The following is a 20,545-nucleotide window of genomic DNA, read 5'->3' as shown; positions in this document are numbered from 1 at the left end:
GAGCAGAGCGATGAAGTTTACCAGAGGTTACTGGCTGAATAAGCCGGGCGTACAGAATTTTGACTGTGTGCAGATACGGGAGATAAGAGCAGAGGACGGCCATATTTATCTCTACAGCGTACCCTATCCCCAGGACGAGCGGGGCATGGGCGGGCCGGTGCTGGAGATGATAATAAGCTCCCCGGGGCCGGACATCATAAGGACCGAAGCCTGGCACTTTATGGGCAGCGCGAAAAAGGTCCCGGAGTTCGAGCTGGACATAAGGGAGACCCCCCTGCAGACAGAGGAGTTCGAGGGGGGCATAACGGTTAAGAGCGGGGACACAAGCCTTGTGATAACCAGGAGCCCCGCCAGCTTCACATACTATTATAAAGGTAAGAAGCTGACAAACGTGGGCGACAAGTTCGGCCACAGCATGATAAGCTATATGCAGACCCCCGAGGGCCCCTTTATGCGCGCCCAGCTGGACCTGGACATCGGGGAGAAGATATACGGCCTGGGCGAGCGGTTCACGCCCTTTGTGAAGAACGGCCAGGTGGTGGACCTCTGGCAGGAGGACGGCGGCACCTGCTCGGAGATATCCTATAAGAATATCCCCTTCTACCTGACCAACCGGGGCTACGGCGTGTTTGTGAACTCCTCGGGGCCGGTGAGCTATGAGCTGTGTTCAGAGGTGGTGACAAGGGCACAGTTCTCCCTGCCCGGAGAGAAGCTGGACTTCATGATAATCGGCGGCGGGGACCCCAAGACTGTGCTGCATAATTATACGGCCCTGACCGGCCGCCCAGCTCTGCCCCCGGCCTGGACCTTTGGGCTGTGGCTGTCAACCTCCTTCACCACCAACTACGACGAGGACACCGTCAACGAATTTGTAAGCGGCATGGAGAGCCGGGATATCCCCCTGCGGGTATTCCACTTCGACTGCTACTGGATGGCGGAGAACGAGTGGTGCAACTTCACCTTTGACCCCAAGATGTTCAGCGACGCCCCGGGTATGCTGAAGCGTTTAAAGGAGCGCGGCCTTAAAATATGCGTGTGGATAAACTCCTATATCGGCCAGAAATCGCCGCTTTTTAAGGAGGCCATGGAGCACGGCTACCTTCTCAAGCGGCCAAACGGCGACGTGTGGCAGTGGGACCTCTGGCAGGCGGGGATGGGCATAGTGGACTTCACCAACCCCGGGGCCTGGAGGTGGTACCAGGACAAGCTGCGGAATTTGCTTGACATGGGGGTGGACTGCTTCAAGACCGACTTCGGCGAGCGCATACCCACCGACTGTGTGTACTATGACGGTAGCGACCCGGAGCTTATGCATAATTATTATACGTACCTGTATAATAAATGCGTCTTTGAGCTCTTAGAGGAGTATAAGGGCAAAAACGAAGCCTGCCTCTTTGCCCGCAGCGCCACCGCCGGGGGCCAGAAGTTCCCGGTGCACTGGGGCGGGGACTGCTCCTCGAACTACCTGTCCATGAGCGAATCCCTGCGGGCGGGGCTGTCTTTGACCTGCTCGGGCTTTGGCTTCTGGAGCCACGACATCAGCGGATTCGAGGGCACGGCCCCGGCGGACGTGTATAAGCGCTGGGCGGCCTTCGGGCTGTTGTCCACCCACTCAAGGCTCCACGGCTCGGGCTCCTATCGGGTGCCCTGGCTCTTTGACGAGGAGTCCGTGGACGTGGTGAGGAAATTCACCAAGCTGAAGTGTGCCCTGATGCCCTATCTCTACACCAAGGCCGCAGAGGCCCACGGAACCGGCGTGCCCATGATGAGGGCCCTGGTGCTGGAGTTCCCGGGGGATATAGCCTGCGGGGAGCTGGACCGGCAGTATATGCTGGGAGAGAGCCTTATGGTGGCCCCGGTGTTCACTAAATCCGGGGACGTGGATTACTACCTGCCCGAGGGCGTGTGGACGAACCTGCTTACCGGCGAGCGTAAGGAGGGGGGCCGCTGGGTCCGGGAGGTCCACGACTTCAAGAGCCTGCCGCTGATGGTGCGGGAGAACAGCATTGTGCCCATTGGGAGTAACTGTGATGATGTGGAGTATGATTACTCCAAGGGCCTGCGGCTGTACCTGGGGAAGATAACCGGCGAAGCGCGGTGCGATGTCTGTGATATGTACGGCGAGAGGTTCCTGACAGTCACCGTCAGAAACGAGGGCGGCAAGATAACGGTGCACTTTGAGGGCAAGGCCGAGGAGCTGAAGGTCCTGTACGAAGGAAAGGAGTTTACGGTTTCCTCTGACCTGAGTGATGTGGTAATTTGACCGGTCCAGCCGACTTCGCTAAAAATAAGCCTGTGTGGGGTAACCCACACAGGCTTCACTCTTTCACAACGCTGACGCCCTCTATACCATAGTACCCATAAATCTCCAAAATCTTCTCAGTAAGCACCTCACCCGGCACCGCAGGAGCCACCGCCGGCGGGCAGCTGACCGAAAGCCCGGCCAGCACCCGCCCGGCGGCGGCTCCAAGGGGCACGGTCTCCGTGGGGGCAAACAGCGCCTGACGGAGGGTCATGGCCCTGTGGGGCGGGATAAGCTCCAGCTTTGGCCCGGGTAAGGCCGGGCAGGGCCCTATGGCACCGAGGGTCTCCTCCAGCAGCTCCAGGGCCCCCGGGGGAGTCTCCGGCCCGGGCAGGAGCACCAAAAAGTCCGGGTCGGCGTACTCGGGATATATGCCCCGGGCCTGTAGGAGGGCGGAAAGCTCCCCGCCGGTGAAGCCCATGGGGCGGGCGTCAAGGGTCAGCTTCAGGGGCTCGTCCCCGCAAAAAACCCAGCCCTTTTGGGACAGGCGGAGCTTCAGCCCATCAAGGGCCGCTATCGTGGCGGCCAGCTTCTCAGTATAGCCGGACCCGAGATATGGGTTGCACAGGTCCAGGGACTGCAATATAAGGTACGAGGGGCTGGTGGAGCCGAACATGGCCATGGCCCCACGGGCCCGCTCCCTAAAGACAGCCGGGGCGGTTTTTGAGACGTGGAGATACCCCCCGCCGGTGAGGGCGGGCAGGGTCTTGTGGGCGCTGTCGCAGCAGAGGTCCGCCCCCAGGTCCATGGGGTGCCGGGGCTCCCTTAGAAAATGGAGATAGGCCCCGTGGGCGTTGTCCACCAGCAGGGGCACGCCGCGGCTATGGGCCGCACCGGCCAGGGCGGCAACGTCCAAGGTGCTGCCCAGGTAGTCGGGGCTGGTGACGAATATCGCCGCCGCGTCCGGGTGCTCCGAAAGCACCCGCTCAAGGGTCCGGGGGCTTATGCCGCAGCGGCACAGGGAGTAGCCGGAATCCTCGGGGTAGAGCCAGGTAATATCCGCGTCCAGAAGGGCGGCGGCGGTCAGAAAGGACTTGTGGGCGTTGCGCCCGGCGATTATCTTCAGAGGGCCGGGTTTTGAGAGCGCCGCAAGGTACACCATGGCCCGGAGACTCTGAGAGGAGCCCTCGGCGGAATATAGGGTGGCACCTGTGCCGAAGAGCTTCGCCGCGTTTTCCTCGCTCTCCCTTATAATGCCCTGGGGAGCGTATAGGTTGTCCGCTCCGTCTATCTCGGTGAGGTCGCAGGGCTCGCAGCCGAGGAACTTTGCCCCCTTGTGGCCGGGCATATGCAGGCGGTGGGGGTCGGAGCTTATGTAGTTTTGGACAAAGCTATAGAGGGGGGTGTTCACAAATCCTCAGACTCCGCGGCCTTCAGCAGGATAGCGCACTCCATGCGCTTTCTAAACAAATCGCACCCCGCCTTATACACCCCGCCAATGCTCCCTGTGGCGTGATAGGCATTGGCCGCGCACCCCCCGGAGCAGTAGAGCTTCGCCCAGCAGTCCCTGCACTCGGGCCTTGAGTACACGTTGCAGGCCCGGAACTCCTCCTGGGCGGCGGCATTGCCGACCCCCTTGAACACGTCCCCCAGCTTATACTTTTCCTCTCCCACAAACTGGTGGCAGGGGTACAGGTCCCCCCAGGGGGTCACGGCCATATACTCCGTCCCCGACCCGCACCCGGAGACGCGTTTATATATGCAGGGCCCGCCCTCTAAGTCTATCATATAGTGGTAGAAGGTGAAGGGCTTACCGGCCCTTTTCTGCTCCAGCAGGAGCTCTGAGAGCTTCTCGTACTGCTCCATCACTATAAGCCTGTCCTCTTCGGTGAGGGCCGAGGGGTCCTCCGGGGCGCAGACCACCGGCTCCATACTGAGCTCTGTGAAGCCCAGCCGGAGCATCTCCTTTATGTCCTCTAAAAAGTCCGGGTTATAGTGGGTGAAGGTGCCCCGCATATAATACTGCTTATTGCCCCGGGCCTTTACCAGCCGCTGGAACTTGGGGACAACCTCCTCCCAGCTGCCCCGGCCCTGATAGTCGACTCTAAAGCGGTCGTGGACCTCTTTCCTGCCGTCCAGGCTGAGGACAACATTTGACATCTCCTTGTTGCAGAAGTCTATCACCTCGCCGTCAATAAGCACGCCGTTGGTGGTAAGGGTGAAGCGGAAGTTCTTTCCGGCGGCTTTTTCCACCGAGCGGGCGTACTTCACCAGGTCCTTCACCACCTGCCAGTTCATCAGGGGCTCGCCGCCGAAGAAGTCCACCTCAAGATTGCGCCTTGTGCCCGAGTGCTCTATAAGGAAATCCAGGGCCCGCTTTCCCACCTCGAAGCTCATGAGCCCACGCTCTCCGTGGAACTTGCCCTGGCTGGCGAAGCAGTAGGAACAGTTCAGATTGCAGGTGTGGGCCACGTGCAGGCAGAGGGCCTTTATCACGCCGCCGCCCCTCTCTTTAAGGTCCCCGGCGATGGGCTCGAAGCTGTCCGGGGAGAAGAGCTTTCCGGCCTTTTCAAGCTCGGCTATCTGGTCAAGGCACCCCCTTATTTCCGCCCTTGTCAGCTCCGGGCGGTCCTTATATTTTTCCTGTATGGCTTCACATATCTCCTCTCGGGTTCTGTCCTTATACCACCGTATCATGTCGTAGGCCGCCTCGTCCACCACGTGCACCGCGCCCGAGCAGGAGTCCAGGACTATGTTATAGCCCAGAAGCTTATATTGATGTACCATTTTGGTCAGTCCTCCATATAATATGCCGGCATAAAAAAGCGCCGCCGGGTTAGGGCGGCGCCGAAACCGAAGGGAATTACTCCCCGGTTTTGTTCTCACACTCCTGGTTCGCTATCCCGCAGCTGGTCTTGCAGGCGGACTGGCAGGAGGTCTGGCACTCGCCGCAGCCGCCGTTCTTGGCGCTCTCGCACAGGTCGCGGGTCTTCAGGGTCTTGATAAGGTCCATGGTTTTTCCCTCCGTTCAAGTTGAGATTTTCTCTATTTTAGCACAAGGCATATGGCTTTGTCAATGGTGACAGCCGGAATTGTGGTGGCCAGAGCCGCCGTGCCAGTGGTCGTCGCAGTCATAGTCGCAGTGGTCGCAGTCATAGCTGAGAACGGCCCCGGTGCAGGCGTCTATTTCCAGCTCGTACTCCGCCCAGTTATAGACCAGCTCCACCTCGTATATCCAGCAGCCGTGATCATAGTCCAGCTTCAGCTTGGTGATATGCTGGGCCGTGGCCCCGGGCACCCTCTTAAGGGCGATATCCCTGGCCTTGGCCTGGGAGATGGTGGCAGTGGAGCTGCCGGAGGGCGGCGTGGGCGTGGGGTCCGGCGTGGGAGCGGGGTCCGGAGCGGGGGAAGGGGTGGGCTCGTTGCCGCTGAAGCTGTCCGCGTCCGTGACCTCGTCATCATCATCGCCGCCGCCCAAGGTGACGGTGCTGGTGGCGCTGTCCCAGCCCACGGCCTTGCCCATTATCTCGCCAATGGCGCGTATGGGCAGGTAGATGGAGCCCTTGCACAGCAGGGGGTACACCCTCTTGCCGTTGGCGTCCAGGAAGACCCGGGTCTCGCCGTCCACCACCACGGAAAAGCTGTTCTGGAGGGTGGCCTTTACGCTGGCGGAGCCGGGGTTCGCGTCGGGCGTGCCCACGGTGGGCGGGGTGGTGCGCTCTCCGGCCAGGGTGGCGGTCTTGGTGGAGCTGTTCCAGTCCACGTTCCTGCCCATGAGCTCTCCTATGGCCCGCAGGGGGAGATAGGTGGAGCCGTTATACAGCACAGGGTGGGCCTGCTGGCCGGTGACGTGGTAGAACACTGTCTTATGGCCGTCGATGACGATGGTCACGTCCGGGCGCAGCCGCGCGGTGACGGCGGTGGCGGCCTGGGCCCCGGGGGCCGGGAGGAGCGCCGCGCACACGAAAAGGGCGAGAGCCATCGCTAGGGCGGATAATTTCTTTGTCATTGGTAGTTTCACTCCTTAAGAGAAGATATGGCTGTAAACTATATTATATCACGCCTGTGTGGAATGTCAAGAGTTCTGCTCGACCAGGGGCTGGGGCCCGCTCACTGCCCGAACTCCTTTTGCAGCTCCGCCATAGTCTTCACAATCTCCAGCCTGACCCCCTTCAGCTCCAGCCCGGTCTGTGCGGCGAAGAACCGCAGGTAGAAGTTCCCGGAGAAACCCATCACGTTGAACTCCACGGTCTCCCAGTCCCGCTGGGCGCCTGTAAGGGTGGCTGTGCCCAGAAGGTTGCGGTCCTGGAAGACGGACAGGGGCAGCTGTGACACGTCGTTCTGGTCCGTAGAGCGCAGTGTGAGGATCAGCTTATAGAGCCCCTGCTCCTTTATAGACACGCCGAAGCGGGTGTTGTCCCCCTTGCTCATGCCGATGAGGGACGCGTCGAAGTCCAGGGCATTGTCCTCGCCGGTCTGTACATAGAACATCTCGGCGGAGTCGCCGTCGTCCAGAGAGGGGGCCTCGGAGAGGGCCTTATCGAGCTCGCTCTCTATGCCGCGCATACGGAGCATAGCGGGGGACTGCAAGAGGAAATTGCAGATGTTCGCCGCCGAGCGGATAAACTCCGCACGGTCCACCGTGCCCTTACTGAGACCCTCTGCGGAGTTGTCGTGCAGGGCGTTGCTCTCTGAGTCGGGCACCACCATATACAGGTCGTTCTGGGCCCGGACCATGGCGGCGGTGTTGGTGCGCTCGCCCTCCTGGCCCTGGTCGTTGGACTTTGCCCACCAGTCGGTCATCACCATGCCCTTATAGCCCCACTGGCCGTGGAGTATGGTGGTGAGAAGGTCGTAGCTGCTGGCGGACCAGAAGCCGTTTATGGGGTTATAGCTGGTCATAATTGACCGGGCTCCGCCCTCCTTAACGGCTATCTCAAAGGCCTTCAGATAGATCTCTCTGAGGGCCCGCTCGGAGATGACGGCCTCTACGTCGTGGCGGTGGAACTCCTGGCTGTTGCAGGCGAAATGCTTGATGGTGCCGGTAACGCCGTACTTGTGCAGGGCTAAAAGCTGGGCGGCGGCCATCTCCCCGGTGAGCAGGGGGTCCTCGGAGAAGTATTCAAAGTTTCTGCCGTTTAAGGGGTGGCGGTGTATATTTATGCCGGGGCCCAGAAGGGTGTCCACTTTATTCTTTCTGAGCTCCAACCCCTCGTACTCGTAGAGCTCCCCCACCAGCTCCGGGTCGAAGGTGCAGGCCATAAGGGTGCCGTTGGGCATGGCAAAGGCGTGGGTGCCGCAGTCCATGCGTATGCCGCTGGGCCCGTCGGCGCAGCAGCCGGTGGGTATGCCGAAGTCCAGCAGCCGCTTTGTCACGCCGCCGAAGGCTCCGGCCGTGCCGGGGGTGACCTTGGGGGAGCACATACCCTCGCCCCGGACTATGCAGCAGAGGTCCGCGTCGGTGAGCTGGGCTAAAAACTCGTCCATGGTAACTTTACCCTCGGCCACGTCGCTGAGCTTATAGCCCTTGTCCCCGGCACAGGGGTCCGCCTTTATGAGCCTCTCGTTCCGCCGGTCCATGGGGTTCACTGTGCGCAGGGGGGTGGGCTCATACTCTTTAGTATACACGCCGCCCTCAGAAGTGCCGGGGCGCAGCCGGTCAAAGGCCGTCACAGGGGCGCAGGCCTCCTCAAGCTGCTCCACCACGGTCTCCTCTAAAGTGACCGAACCCACCTTCTTTGCCGAGCGCACGTCCGTGCCTATATAAAAGGTATACTCGCCCGCTTCCAGCACCCAGGCGGACTTGCGGCCTGTGGCGCCGGAGTCGTCGTAGCTGGCAAGCCGGGCAAAGGGCACGGTAAAGCTCAGGGTCTCCGTCTCCCCGGGGGCCAGCTCCCTGGTCTTGCCAAAGGCACAGAGGGCCCGGGCGGGCTTGCCCAGCTTACCCTGGGGAGCTTCACAGTAGACCTGCACCACCTGGCGGCCCGGGCGGGAGCCGGTGTTCGTCACCTCGGCCTCCATGCCGGCCTGTGCGGCAGTCACGCTGATGCTGGTGTGCTTCACGTCGAAGGTGGTGTACGTCAGCCCGAAGCCGAAGGGGTACAGCACCTTCTCTGGGGCAAAGGTCTCGAAGTACCTGTAGCCCACGTAGATATCCTCTGGATAGAGGTTGCGGCTCTCGCTGCCGAAGTTCTCTGCGGCGGGGTAGTCGCCGATGTCTTTGGCGATGGTGTCGGAGAGCCTGCCGCCGGGGGCCGCTTTGCCGGTGAGCACGTCGGCCACGGCAAGACCGCCCTCCTGGCCCCCCTGCCAGACGTACAGGACCGCCCCGGGCTTGTATTCCTCCACCCACTTCATATCAAGTATGCCGCCGGTGTTCAGCACCACGGCCACCTTCTCAAAATTGCCGCAGACGGCCTTTAGCATATCCCGCTCTGCCCCTGCCAGCAGATAGCTGCCCTCAAGGTTGGAGCTGTCCTTATCCTCGCCCGCCGTGCGGCCCAGTATCACCACTGCCGCGTCGCTGCGCCCCGCGGCGGCAAGGACCGTCTCCTCGGAGAGGGGCATCTCCTCCTGATACCAGGGCTCGTTGGCCCAGCCCTGGCCCTCGTCGAAGGGGTGGTCAACTATCCAGGACTCATACTCGGCCTTGAGCTTTGCGTCCACTTTCACAGCGCCGGAGGCTTCAAGGCCCTCGGTTATGCTTGGCACATGGCCCGTGTTCACAAGCCCGCCGGAGCCCGTGCCGGACTTGTAGTAGTTGAACTGGCTGCGGCCGAACACCGCCACTTTAGCGCCCTGTGCAAAGGGCAGCACCGGGCCGTCGTTGCGAAGGAGCACACAGCCCTCGGCCACCGTTCTGCGGGCAAGGGCGGCGTATGCGCCCGGGTCAAAGATTTTCATATGGATTACCGCCTTTCATATTGGGAGTTGTATAGCTGTATTATACCAGAAATTCCCGCTTTAAGCAAGGCCGTGGACAAAAATACACAAAATATGCCGCCCTGAATGTTAATATATGTAAAGGTAAGAAAATTCAGAAACCGCCCTTGACAATGTATATTTATGCGGTTATAATGTATAGCGAAATCAAAACAGAAAGAAGTGCGTTGATTATGAAGATGAAGAAGATGCTTGCCCTTATCCTGGCCCTCTGCCTTATAGTCACGGCGGCAGCGGCCTGCGGCGAGAGCGGCAAGGACGGCGGCAAGGAAAAGCTGAAGGTGGCCACCAGCCCCGACTTTGCCCCCATGGCCTTTGTGGATACCAGCAAGCAGGGACAGGAGCAGTATGTGGGCTTTGACATGATGCTGGCCCATTACATTGCCGACGAGATGGGCCGCGAGCTGGAGATAATGCCCATGAGCTTTGACGCGTGCACAACGGCCGTCAGCACCGGCACGGTGGACATGGCCATCTCCGGCTTCTCCTGGAAGCAGGACCGGGAGGACAACTTCAACCTCTCTGACTTCTACTATCCCGGGGACAACGAGAGCGACCAGGTGGTGATAGTCCGCAAGGAGGACGAGGGCAAGTATACCAAGCCCGAGGACTTTGAGGGCATGAAGGTGGGGGCCCAGACCAGCTCCCTGCAGGAGTCCCTGTGTCAGGAGCAGCTTACCGGCTGTGAGATAGTCACCATCGGGGACCTGGGCACCGGCCTTTTGCAGCTGAAAAAGGGCGACTTTGACGCGATGGCCGTGGCGAAGGGCCAGGCCGACGTGTTCATGTCCAACGACCCGGAAGTGGCCCTTTCCGGCTTCCAGTTCGAGGTGGACGACAAGTACACCGCCAACGTCATCGTCATGAAAAAGGGCGCGGACGACCTGACAAAACAGGTCAACGACATACTGAAAAAGGCCTACGACTCCGGGGTGTACGGAGAGTGGTACGAGGAGGCCAAGGAGATGGCCATGAGCGCCACCGCCGAGGAGGTCACCATGCCCGACGAGCCCTCCGGCTCTGAGGAGGACGGCGAAGCGGGCGAGTCCTCTACACAGGAGGAATAAAGATTACAAGACTTTCATGATTGACTGTCCTTTCTAAATGCCGTACCCGCCCAAAAAACCGGGCGGGTACGAGCATATCATAAGAAAAAATATCGGAGGGAGCAAGGGAATGGATCTATCACAGATAGTGCCGAATATCGTGAAGATATGGCAGCAGTATTGGCAGGTGTTTTTGCTGGAGGGGGTCATGAACACCCTGAAGCTGACGGCCATAGCGGTGCTGTTCGGCGTGATTTTAGGCACCCTGGTGGCGATGGCGAAGATGTGCCGCTTTAAGGTGGTGCGCTTTATTATCGGGGTGTATATCGAGGTGATACGGGGCACGCCGATACTTTTGCAGCTTTACATATTCTACTTTGTGCTGCCACAGCTTCTGCCCTTTCTGGCGCTGTCGCCCTTTATGTGGGTGGCGCTGGCGCTGTGCATAAACTCCTCGGCCTACGTGTCCGAGGTGATACGCGCGGGCATACAGGCCGTGGACAAGGGCCAGACCGAAGCGGCCAGAAGCCTTGGCCTCTCCGGGCGGCAGACTATGACAAGGATAGTGCTGCCCCAGGCGGTGAGGAATATTTTGCCGGCCCTTGGCAACGAGTTCATCATGATGTTAAAGGAGACCTCTCTTGCGTCCACCTTCTTCCTGGGGGACCTGATGACCTCGTACCTGCTGGTGGGCGGGGCCACGTATTTAAGGTTCGAGGCCCTTATCATCGTGGGCGTGATATATCTCTGCCTGACCTTCCCCCTGAGCAAGGTCGTGGCGGCATTCGAGAGGAGGATGGCGCGTGGAACAGCGGACTGAGCTTATAAAGACGGTGGACCTTCACAAGAGCTTTGGCAAATTGCAGGTCCTAAAGGGCGTGTCGGAGACCATACACTCCGGCGAGGTGGTGTCGGTGATAGGCCCCTCGGGGGGCGGCAAGAGCACCTTCCTGCGGTGCCTGAACCTGCTTGAGACCCCGGAGCAGGGGCAGATATTCTTCGAGGGAGTGGAGATAACCGGGAAGAAGGTGGACATCGACCGGCACAGGCAGAAGATGGGCATGGTGTTCCAGCACTTCAACGTGTTTCCACATCTGAGCGTGAAAAGGAACATCACCCTTGCGCCCACCCTTGTAAAGGGCATGAGCGCGGAGGACGCGGACAAAAAGGCCATGGAGCTTTTGGAGCGGGTGGGCCTTGCGGACAAGGCCGAGGTTATGCCCGGGAAATTGTCCGGCGGGCAGAAGCAGCGGCTCGCCATAGTCCGGGCCCTGGCCATGGAGCCGGACGTGATGCTCTTTGACGAGCCCACCAGCGCGCTGGACCCGGAGATGGTGGGCGAGGTGCTGGAGGTTATAAAGGGGCTGGTGGAGACCGGCATGACAAGCGTCATCGTGACCCATGAGATGGGGTTTGCCAGAGAGGTGTCGGACCGGGTGCTGTTTATGGCCGAGGGCATAATAATGGAGTCCGGGGAGCCGGAGGAGCTGTTCAACCACCCGAAAAACCCCCGGCTTCAGGATTTCTTAGCTAAAGTTTTATAGGGGGTATTATTGTGAATAAGTCTGATGTATACAAGCTGCTGGACGAAAAGCAGCAGATATTTATAGACACGGCGGACAAAATCTGGGGGGACCCGGAGCTGTCCCTGTCGGAGCACAACGCCACAAAGCTCTATGAGGAGCTGCTCTTTGAGCTGGGCTTTGAGGTGGAGCACGCCGTGGCGGGGATAGAGACGGCCTTCGCGGGCAAGTTCGGCAGCGGCAGGCCCGTGATAGGCATACTCGGCGAGTACGACGCGCTGGCCGGGCTGAGCCAGAAGGCCGGGGAGCTGGAGCCCTGCGAGGAGGTTGCAGGCGGCTGTGGCGGCCTAGCCAAGGGCTATGGCCACGGCTGCGGGCACCACCTGCTGGGCGCGGGCAGCTTGGCCGCCGCCTGGGCCGTGAAGGAGTATCTGGCGGCCACCGGCGAGAGCGGCACTGTCATTTATTACGGCTGCCCGGGCGAGGAGGGCGGCGCGGGCAAAGCCTTTATGGCCCGGGAGGGGCTGTTCTACGCCCTGGACGCGGCGCTTACCTGGCATCCGGGCACGGCCAACGAGATATTTACCGGCACCAACAACACCAGTATGCAGGTGGAATACACCTTCAACGGCATAGCCGCCCACGCGGCGGGGAACCCCCATATGGGCCGCAGCGCCCTGGACGCGGTGGAGCTTATGAACCTGGGGGTGCAGTTTTTAAGAGAGCATATCCCAAATACGGACTGCCTGCACTATGCCATCACCAACACCGGCGGGATTTCACCGAATGTTGTGCAGAGCAAGGCAACTGTCCTCTATATGGTGCGGTCCAACAATGTGCCTAACAATAAGAAGCTCCTACAGCGGGTGGACAATATCGCAAAGGGCGCGGCTCTGATGACGGACACCACCTTCACAAGGCGCTTTATCGACGGCACGGCGGATCTTCTGCCCAACCAGGTGCTGGAGCGGGCGCTGTACGCCAATATGGAGACGATACCCCTGCCGGAGTACACCAAAGAGGAGCGGGACTTTGCCGCCAAGCTGGACGCCACCTGCCCGAAAGAAGAAGGGGAACTGCCGGGCATGGGGGCGAAGTACGACCCGGAGATACGCAAAAAGGTCTCTGAGCTCTCCGACGGCGGGAACGCCACCCTTAACGACTTCCTGTGCCCGTACTTCCATAGCGGCGAGCAGTCCCCGGGGTCCACGGACGTGGGGGACGTTAGCTGGCAGACCCCCACGGCCCAGATAATGACCGCCACCTGGCCGGCCCATTCCCCGGGGCATAGCTGGCAGAACGTAAGCGGCGGCAAGACCGGAGTGGCCCATAAGGGGATGCTCTATGCGGCGAAGGTGCTGGCGGCCACGGCCGTCGACCTTATCACCACGCCGGAGCTGCTGGAGAAAGCTCGTGAAGAATTTAAAGTTACGGCGGCAAAGGGGTATGACTGTCCGATAGAGCCGGACGCTGTCCCTGTGCCGGTCGAGGAAATGCTTTGAAGATAGACAGACTGATCGGAATACTATCCATACTGCTTCAGCGGGAAAAGGTGACAGCGCCCTTTCTCGCTGAAACCTTTGAGGTCTCCCGCAGGACCATCAGCCGGGACATCGAGGCCCTCTGCCGGGCGGGTATACCCATCAGCACCGCCCAGGGCGCGGGGGGCGGGCTGTCCATCATGAGCGGCTATAAGGTGGACCGCTCCCTTTTGACCTTGTCGGATATGCAGGCCCTTCTGGCGGGGCTTCGCAGCCTTGACAGCGTCAGCGGCACCAACCGCTACGCCCAGCTTATGGAGAAGCTTGCCGGGCCGGGGCTCATGGCCCGGGAGGGCTCTATGCTCATCGACCTGGCCTCCTGGTACAAGGGGCCCCTGTCTGAAAAGCTGGAGCTCTTGCAGAGGGCCCTCGGCGAAGCCAGGCTTGTGGGCTTTTGCTACTATGCCCCGGGCAGGGAGAGCAAGCGGGCGATAGAGCCTTACTATATCGTCTTCCGCTGGGGGAGCTGGTACGTGTGGGGGTACTGCCTTGAGCGGGAGGACTACCGGCTATTTAAGCTTAACCGCATGACCGGGCTCACCCTGAAGGAGGGCTTCGTGCCCCGAGAGGCCCCATACCCGGACCTCTCGGACGAGCGGGTATTTCCCGGGAATTACCGGGTGGAGGTGCTGGTGCCCCCGGAATACAAGTGGCGCTTAGTGGAGGAGTATGGCGAGGGCTGCTTTACGGTGGAGCCCGACGGCCGGTGCAGGGCGAAGATAGACTTTACCAATCTTGACAGCGCCGTGGACTGGCTGCTGTGCTTTCGTGGGGCCGCGGAGCTGTTGGGGCCGGAGAAGGTCCGGGAGGAGCTCTTGAAGATGGGCAGAAAAATTCTTAATATGTATGGGGAAACATGACATACCGCTGTCGTGTTCGCAGGGGTATAATGGGGAAAACATCCGACAGGAGGTAAGGTATGGACATACAGAAAGCAAAGCAATTTATCATCAGCAACGCCCGGCCCCTGGAGCTGGCTTGGTATAGGGCAGTGTTCGAGGGCGGCCCGAAGGGGGCTGTGGTGGAGGAGCTGAAAAAGTTTCAGAACCCCGACGGCGGCTTCGGCAACGCTTTAGAGCCGGACAACTGGAACCCCAATTCCACTCCCATCACCACCAACGACGCGATTATTCACCTCTACCAGTGCGGGGCGCTGGGAGAGGCCGGGAATATTATAGAGGGCATCGCCCGGTGGCTGAAAAGCGGGGACGGCTTCGACCGGGGCCAGCAGCGCTGGCGCTTCGCGGTGGAGAGCTCCAAGGAGCACCCCCACGCCATCTGGTGGGAGCCCGGCGACGGCAAAGAGAGCTGGAACCCCACGGTGTCACTGGCGGTGTTCCTCTGCTGTGTGGACGGCGGGGAGCGCTGGAAGGAGCTGGTGCGGGAGGCCTTCTCCTGGCTCGAGAGCGCCCGGGAGGTGGGCAGCGACGAGGTGAAGTGCTTTATGCTGGCCCACAGGATGATGGAGCTCTACGGCGTTACCGACGTGATAGACCTTGATAAAGCCCGGGAGGCCGTGAAGCGGGCCGTAGGCCTTGCCGTCTGCCATGAGGTGGAGAAGTACGGCGTGGAGTACGTGGCGGGGCCCTCGGCCTTCTTCCACGAGGAGAGTCCCTATGTGCCCGAGGGCATTGAGGACCTTGTGAAGGCCGACCTTGCCGCTATAGATAAGCTCCAGATGGAGGACGGCGGCTTTGACATCACCTGGCAGTGGTACACCCCCTATGAGCAGGAGTATAAGCAGGCCAGGGACTGGTGGCGGCCCCGGGTGACTATGGAGAAGCTGGGGTTTTACCTGGCGTTTAATGGGGGAGAATCGAAATGAAGCTTGTGCCTACGATAAATTTCGGCGGGGACTGCCGTGAGGCCATTCATACCTATGAAAAGGCCTTTGGCGGCAGGATAAACTGCCTGATAACATACGGCGAGGCGGACGACCCGGAGTATAACCCGCAGCTGAAAGAGGGCCAGAGGGAGTATATTTACCACTCTGAGCTGCTGCTGGGCGGGGAGAGGATCATCATGGCGGACCATATCGACATAGAGTTCCAGACCTGCTACTCCAACTTCCTGACTGTGATGATGGACACAAAGGAGGAGGTACAGAGGGCGTATGAGGTGATGAAAGAGGGAAGCCGCACCATATACCCCATGGAGGCCACGCCCTACAGCTCCTGCCGGGTGGTTTTCGTGGACAGGTTCGGCATACGGTGGGGTATTATGACTGAGCAGACAGAGAGATAGTCCAAAGGGCGCAATGCGGCTTGACAAAAGGGCCGGAAGGGCCTATATATAGAGACAGAAAAAGAGCGGAGCCCGCCGACAGACGCCTGGCCCGGGTTATTTACTTTTATTTAAGCAAAGCAACCGTTCCGGCCGTGGAACGGTTGCTTAATTTTTGTGGTTGTTACTACCACATACGCTGATAGTGGTCAGCACGAGTTTATTAAACATAATACAAGATATTTCCAGAAAATGCAAGAGTTTTCTTCCCGTATACGCAGAAGCTATCCCTCTGCGGGCCGCGCTGTTTGGACTTGCCAGACAGCGCGGTTTTTGTTATAATGTAGCAAACTGAAAAAAAGGAGCGTCCCAATGAAATCCTACGATTCCCGCCCCGCAAGGCTTCTCTCAGCCCGGGAGCTGACCCCCGGCATATTTGACTTCACTCTAAACTGCCCGGAGCTGGCCGCAAAAGCGGTCCCCGGTCAGTTCGCCCAGATACTTGTTCCCGGCCACACTCTGCGCCGCCCCATCTCCATCTGCGGCATAGACAAAAAAGAGGGCACGCTGCGCTTTGTGTTCCAGGTCCGGGGCTCCGGCACCGAGGCTCTTTCCCGATTCAAGCCCGGCGATATGATAGACATACTGGCCCCCCTGGGCAAGGGCTTCCCCCTTGACAGGACAAAACGCACCCTATTAATGGGCGGCGGTATAGGCGTGCCACCCCTGCTGGCCGCCGCGAAGGAGCTGGGAGAGATGGCCGTGGCCGTGCTGGGCTTTCGCAATAGGGAGCTGGCAATACTTGAGGAGGACTTTAAAGCCGCCGGTGCGAAGGTGCTTATCGCCACAGACGATGGCTCCTACGGCTATCACGGCCTTGTTACAGACTTAGCGGCAGGCGAGGACTTTGACGTGCTTATGGCCTGCGGCCCGGGGCCCATGCTGAAAGCCGCCAAAGCCCTGGCGAAGAGCCGGGGCGCGCAGGGCTATTTGTCCCTTGAGCAGCGCATGGCCTGCGGGGTGGGGGCGTGCCTTGGCTGCGCCGTGGCCCTTACAGACGGGAGCGGCCGGGAGTATTTCGGCCACGTGTGCAAGGACGGCCCGGTATTTCCCATGGACATGGTGAAGGAGGTATAAATATGGCAGCCTTAAACGTGAACATAGCCGGGGTGGACTTCAAAAACCCCATAATAGCCGCCTCGGGCACCTTCGGCTTCGGGCGGGAGTACGCAGAGCTCTATCCCCTTTCGGAGCTGGGGGGCATAAGCTGCAAGGGCACCACCCTTTATGAGCGCCCCGGCAACCCGCCGCCCCGGGTCACCGAGACCCCCGGGGGTATGCTTAACGCCGTGGGGTTGCAAAACCCCGGGGTGGAGCATTTCATCAGGGAGGACCTGCCCTGGCTCGAAAAGCAGGGCACGAGGATAATCGCCAACGTGGCTGGAAGCAGTGTCGAGGACTACTGCCGGACGGCGGAGCTCCTCAACGACACCGCCGTGGACATGGTGGAGCTGAACATCTCCTGTCCCAACGTGAAGGAGGGCGGCGTGCAGTTCGGGGTCACCAAAGAGGGCGTTGAGGGCATAACCCGGGCCGTCCGGGACCGCTGCAAAAAGCCCCTGATGGTGAAGCTCTCCCCCAACGTGACGGATATCGCCGAGATGGCTTTGGCCGCAGAGAGCGGCGGGGCGGACGCTCTCTCCCTTATCAACACCCTGACGGGTATGCGCATCGACATCAACTCCCGCCGCCCAATCCTCCGCAACAATACCGGGGGGCTCTCGGGCCCGGCGGTGCTGCCGGTGGCAATACGCATGGTCTGGCAGGTGTCACAGAGGGTGAAGTTGCCCGTTGTGGGCCTTGGGGGCATTTCCACGTGGCAGGACGCGGTGGAGATGCTCCTGGCCGGGGCTAGCGCCATTCAGGTGGGCACGGCCATATTTACGGACCCCTACGCGCCCATCAAAATCCGGGACGGCTTACTGGAGTTCATGGACAGGAACGGCGTGAAATCCGTGTCTGAAATAACAGGAGGTGTCAAGCCATGGTGACAAAAATTTATCTTATCCGCCACTGCCAGTCCATGGGCAACATTGAGCACAAGTTCCAGGGGCAGTACGACGCGGACGTGAGCCCCGCGGGGGAGAAGCAGCTGGAGCTTCTGGGGCTGCGGTTTCGCAACGAGCCCATCGACGTGATATACACCAGCCCCCTTAAAAGGGCGCGGCTGACCGCCCAGGCCATCGCCAGGTACCATAATGGTATAGAGGTGGTAGACGAGCCGGGCTTTATCGAGATGGACGTGGGGGAGCTTGAGGACCGCTCCCTGAAGGAGCTGGCGCTGAACTACCCGGAGACCGCCGAAAAATGGGACAAGTCCCCGGACCTCTGCGAGTTCCCCGGGGGCGAGACCATGGGGCAGGTGTACGACCGGGTGAACGCCGCCCTTGACAGGATAATCGCGGAGAACCCGGGCAGGACCGTGGTGGTAACCACCCACGGCGGGGTCCTTCGGAACCTGTACGCCCGGATACAGTACGGCGAGCCCATAGGCATACGAAAGAGCGAGGTATTCGGGAATACCGGGGTGAGCACGGTGATAGCCCAGGGCGGCAGGCTGTACTTTGAGAGCATCAACGACCTGTCGCACCTGCCCGAGGATATGCGCAGGCCGCCCACGAACTTTTCATTTGAAAAACTGAAAAAGTCCAGTGGTAAGAAGTCAATAGAGAAATAGATGAAAAGTCACAAGAAAAGCGGTGAAAAAGAAATGGCATAGCAGCAAAAAGGCAACACCAACCAAAGCCCTGCCCCATGATATTTTTTTGAACAGGGCTTCGTTACCGAAAAGCGAGTAGGACTCAACCCTCCGGCTGTATGTAGTTCCGCCCCTCCTTCAGCAGTCGAAAGACGAGCCGAACCAGTTTTCTGGCAGTTAAAGCGAGTGCGCGTTTGTGCTGGTATTTATTGACCTGTTTGTACTTGAGGTCATAGTAACGCCTGAACTCGGAGTCGCATCTTCTCACAGAGTTGGCGGCTTCCAGCAGATAGTAGCGAATGAAACGGTTGCCGGACTTAATGAGGCGGGTGTTCTGGGCTTCAAACTCACCGGACTGGTGCTGTTTCCAGACAAGACCGGCATATTTGGCGACAGAAGCCTGGGATTGAAAACGGTTGATGTCACCGATCTCAGCGATAATCCCGGCGGAGTAGACCTTGCCGATGCCGGGAACGGAGGTCAGGGTGTTTGGAAGGACAGCAAATATCTGTTCAATTTGTTTGTCAAGAACCTTGATTTGCTTTTCCAACGCCCGCATGGTGGCAATACAAACTGACATAGCTTGATTCACAGAATTATTTACAGTGATAGGCAGACGATAGGAGTTTCTGGCAGCAGTCTGAATGGCTTTAGCTTTTGCGGCAGGGTCGGCGAAGTTGCGGCCCTTCTCATCAATGAAAGCTGTGAGTTCATCCAAATCGGCATAAGCCAGCTCGTCCACAGTTTCAAAGCGTTCCATAAGAGCGATGGTGGTGGCGCTGGAGTTAGCTATGTCCTTGCCCTGCGCGAGACCGGAGCATTTCAAAAACAAATAGTTCGCAAAACGCTGTTTTTCACGGGTCAAGTCTTGTACAGCATAGAATCTGGCTCTGGTCAAGGTTTGCAGGGCTTTGTAGCGGTAGTCGTCCATATAGACCTCCTGGGTGATACGACCAAAACGGAGCTTATCGGCAATCACAAAAGCGTCCACATCATCGTTCTTGGGCAGTTCGGAGTAGGATTCCTTGAACTTGCTGACCTGCTTGGGATTGAGCACATGGATCTTGCGCTGGAACCGGCCCAGGGCGCCATCTTCCCGGAGAGCGTACACGAGATTATCTCCGTAGATGCCGGTGGCCTCCATGCCGATCACGACCTGTTCCAGGCCCATCGCGGTAAGTGCCGAAACGATTTTATCAATCAATATTTTAGCACCGCCTTGAGTGTTTTGTACTGTGAAATTACTGTGCTTTTCCCCATCAGGCCGCATGAGATAGGCTGTGTTCCCGCGGCTTCCCACATCAATGCCAACGAATAATTGATTCACGATTTCACCTCCTCGGGGTGGAAATTTTAGGACCAGCAGGCTCTAAGATACCCATGATAACCGGAAGCCTCAGCAACCTCGCGTATGAGAATCATTCCGAGGAGCGGCCGATGCGATTCCCTCCACTGCCTGTCCCAGCGGCTCGCCGCTGGGACAGAGGGGGCCGCACCACGGCAAACAGCCAGTGAGTTTGCGGCTTACTTCCGGCTCGGGGGGACGGACTTTCTTTGTAGCAACCTTGCGGTTCTACCGGAGAATATAGAACTTATCCTGCTGTCCTACAGCTATTGTACCACGGGTATCTTACGGCCTGCTGGTCGTTTTGAGTGAACTAAGCAGATGCACTCTATAAACTATCTGCAAATCTTATTATACGAGGAGAATTTAATATGATTATTTTAGGTGTGGATTTAGGACATAAGCGCACGGGACTCTCTGTCTGTGACATTACCGAGACCATGGCAAGGCCCCTGACGGTGCTTATCGAAAAGGACATGGACAAGCTCTGCTTCCAGGTGGCCCGGGTGGCCATCACCCTGCGGGCCGGGGTAATCGTTGTGGGGCTGCCAAAGAACATGGACGGCTCCGAGGGCGAGAGCGCGAAATTCGCCCGGGAGATGGGGGCGAAGATAGGGGAGCAGAGCGGCGTGCCCGTGGAGTTTGTGGACGAGCGGGGCACCACCATAACCGCGAACCATCTCCTTAACGAGACCAACACCCGGGGCAGAAAGCGCAAGGCCGTGGTGGACGGCGTGGCGGCGACCATAATTCTTGAGGACTATCTTGCCCGCCGCCGCAACCTTGCAGAGGCCGAGGCAAGGGCGGCAGAGGAGGCCGCCGCAGAGGCTGCGGAAAACGCTGAAGAAAATACGGAAGAAGCTATAGAAGAAGGCGCGGAAGAAAATATTGAACAGGCCGGCGGCGTGCAGCCCACATAAACCCG

18 protein-coding genes are annotated in these 20,545 nt (G+C 59.4%); 12 read left to right on the top strand and 6 right to left on the bottom strand.

From position 1 onward, the window contains the following. Positions 1 to 10: 10 nt before the first annotated feature. Complete coding sequence (yicI, locus tag ADH66_RS13970; protein ID WP_066539476.1) at positions 11 to 2,263, top strand: alpha-xylosidase; 2,253 nt, start codon at positions 11 to 13, stop codon at positions 2,261 to 2,263. 55 nt (positions 2,264 to 2,318) lie between these two features. On the opposite strand, the gene ADH66_RS13965 is transcribed toward yicI, so the two are convergent. From ADH66_RS13965 to ADH66_RS13945, 5 genes are all read right to left on the bottom strand, one after another. Further along, positions 2,319 to 3,653 carry an aminotransferase class I/II-fold pyridoxal phosphate-dependent enzyme gene (locus ADH66_RS13965; protein WP_066539481.1) on the bottom strand — a complete coding sequence of 445 codons (1,335 nt, stop codon included), beginning with the start codon at positions 3,651 to 3,653 and terminating at the stop codon, positions 2,319 to 2,321. Next, on the bottom strand, positions 3,650 to 5,029 hold the full coding sequence (scfB, locus tag ADH66_RS13960) for a thioether cross-link-forming SCIFF peptide maturase (protein WP_066539482.1): 1,380 nt from the start codon (positions 5,027 to 5,029) through the stop codon (positions 3,650 to 3,652). The genes ADH66_RS13965 and scfB overlap by 4 nt, the downstream gene beginning before the upstream one ends. A gap of 76 nt (positions 5,030 to 5,105) precedes the next feature. Continuing rightward, complete coding sequence (gene scfA, locus ADH66_RS13955) at positions 5,106 to 5,255, bottom strand: six-cysteine ranthipeptide SCIFF (RefSeq protein WP_066539483.1); 150 nt, start codon at positions 5,253 to 5,255, stop codon at positions 5,106 to 5,108. A 60-nt stretch (positions 5,256 to 5,315) separates the two neighbouring features. Further along, on the bottom strand, positions 5,316 to 6,251 hold the full coding sequence (locus ADH66_RS13950) for a stalk domain-containing protein (protein ID WP_066539485.1): 936 nt from the start codon (positions 6,249 to 6,251) through the stop codon (positions 5,316 to 5,318). Between the two features lie 101 nt (positions 6,252 to 6,352). Continuing rightward, positions 6,353 to 9,145, bottom strand: a complete 2,793-nt coding sequence (locus ADH66_RS13945; RefSeq protein WP_066539486.1) for a glycoside hydrolase family 3 protein — start codon at positions 9,143 to 9,145, stop codon at positions 6,353 to 6,355. Between the two features lie 212 nt (positions 9,146 to 9,357). Between ADH66_RS13945 and ADH66_RS13940 the strand changes: the two genes are divergently transcribed. The 10 genes from ADH66_RS13940 (at position 9,358) to ADH66_RS13895 (ending at position 18,254) form a co-directional block, all read left to right on the top strand. Next, on the top strand, positions 9,358 to 10,251 hold the full coding sequence (locus tag ADH66_RS13940) for a transporter substrate-binding domain-containing protein (protein ID WP_066539488.1): 894 nt from the start codon (positions 9,358 to 9,360) through the stop codon (positions 10,249 to 10,251). A gap of 109 nt (positions 10,252 to 10,360) precedes the next feature. Further along, positions 10,361 to 11,050: an amino acid ABC transporter permease gene (locus ADH66_RS13935; RefSeq protein ID WP_066539494.1), complete on the top strand. Its 690-nt coding sequence runs from the start codon at positions 10,361 to 10,363 to the stop codon at positions 11,048 to 11,050. After that, entirely contained in the window at positions 11,034 to 11,774 is a 741-nt protein-coding gene (locus tag ADH66_RS13930; protein WP_066539496.1) for an amino acid ABC transporter ATP-binding protein, read from the top strand. Before ADH66_RS13935 ends, ADH66_RS13930 begins: the two co-directional genes overlap by 17 nt. Positions 11,775 to 11,785: 11 nt before the next feature. Next, positions 11,786 to 13,255 carry an amidohydrolase gene (locus ADH66_RS13925; RefSeq protein WP_066539501.1) on the top strand — a complete coding sequence of 490 codons (1,470 nt, stop codon included), beginning with the start codon at positions 11,786 to 11,788 and terminating at the stop codon, positions 13,253 to 13,255. Then, complete coding sequence (locus ADH66_RS13920) at positions 13,252 to 14,154, top strand: helix-turn-helix transcriptional regulator (protein ID WP_066539503.1); 903 nt, start codon at positions 13,252 to 13,254, stop codon at positions 14,152 to 14,154. Before ADH66_RS13925 ends, ADH66_RS13920 begins: the two co-directional genes overlap by 4 nt. A gap of 59 nt (positions 14,155 to 14,213) precedes the next feature. Next, on the top strand, positions 14,214 to 15,119 hold the full coding sequence (locus tag ADH66_RS13915) for a hypothetical protein (RefSeq protein WP_066539505.1): 906 nt from the start codon (positions 14,214 to 14,216) through the stop codon (positions 15,117 to 15,119). Continuing rightward, the gene (locus ADH66_RS13910; protein ID WP_066539506.1) at positions 15,116 to 15,538 is read left to right on the top strand and encodes a VOC family protein; all 423 of its coding nucleotides are present in this window, start codon (positions 15,116 to 15,118) and stop codon (positions 15,536 to 15,538) included. The genes ADH66_RS13915 and ADH66_RS13910 overlap by 4 nt, the downstream gene beginning before the upstream one ends. A 351-nt stretch (positions 15,539 to 15,889) precedes the next feature. Further along, positions 15,890 to 16,654, top strand: a complete 765-nt coding sequence (locus ADH66_RS13905; protein WP_066539507.1) for a dihydroorotate dehydrogenase electron transfer subunit — start codon at positions 15,890 to 15,892, stop codon at positions 16,652 to 16,654. Positions 16,655 to 16,656: 2 nt separating this feature from the next. After that, a complete protein-coding gene (locus ADH66_RS13900; RefSeq protein WP_066539508.1) occupies positions 16,657 to 17,568 on the top strand; it encodes a dihydroorotate dehydrogenase in 912 nt (303 codons plus the stop codon). Continuing rightward, complete coding sequence (locus ADH66_RS13895) at positions 17,562 to 18,254, top strand: histidine phosphatase family protein (protein ID WP_066539509.1); 693 nt, start codon at positions 17,562 to 17,564, stop codon at positions 18,252 to 18,254. The genes ADH66_RS13900 and ADH66_RS13895 overlap by 7 nt, the downstream gene beginning before the upstream one ends. 124 nt (positions 18,255 to 18,378) lie before the next feature. Here ADH66_RS13895 and ADH66_RS13890 read toward each other — a convergent pair whose 3' ends face one another. Beyond that, entirely contained in the window at positions 18,379 to 19,602 is a 1,224-nt protein-coding gene (locus ADH66_RS13890; protein WP_066539510.1) for an IS110 family RNA-guided transposase, read from the bottom strand. Between the two features lie 389 nt (positions 19,603 to 19,991). Here ADH66_RS13890 and ruvX point away from each other — a divergent pair, with 389 nt between their 5' ends. Continuing rightward, positions 19,992 to 20,540, top strand: a complete 549-nt coding sequence (gene ruvX / locus ADH66_RS13885; protein WP_066539512.1) for a Holliday junction resolvase RuvX — start codon at positions 19,992 to 19,994, stop codon at positions 20,538 to 20,540. Positions 20,541 to 20,545 lie beyond the last annotated feature (5 nt).

It is taken from the genome of Acutalibacter muris (genome assembly GCF_002201475.1).
GTDB lineage: Bacteria > Bacillota > Clostridia > Oscillospirales > Acutalibacteraceae > Acutalibacter > Acutalibacter muris.
Note: the sequence above shows the minus strand (reverse complement) of the source record. Positions and strands in the feature narration are given on the sequence as shown.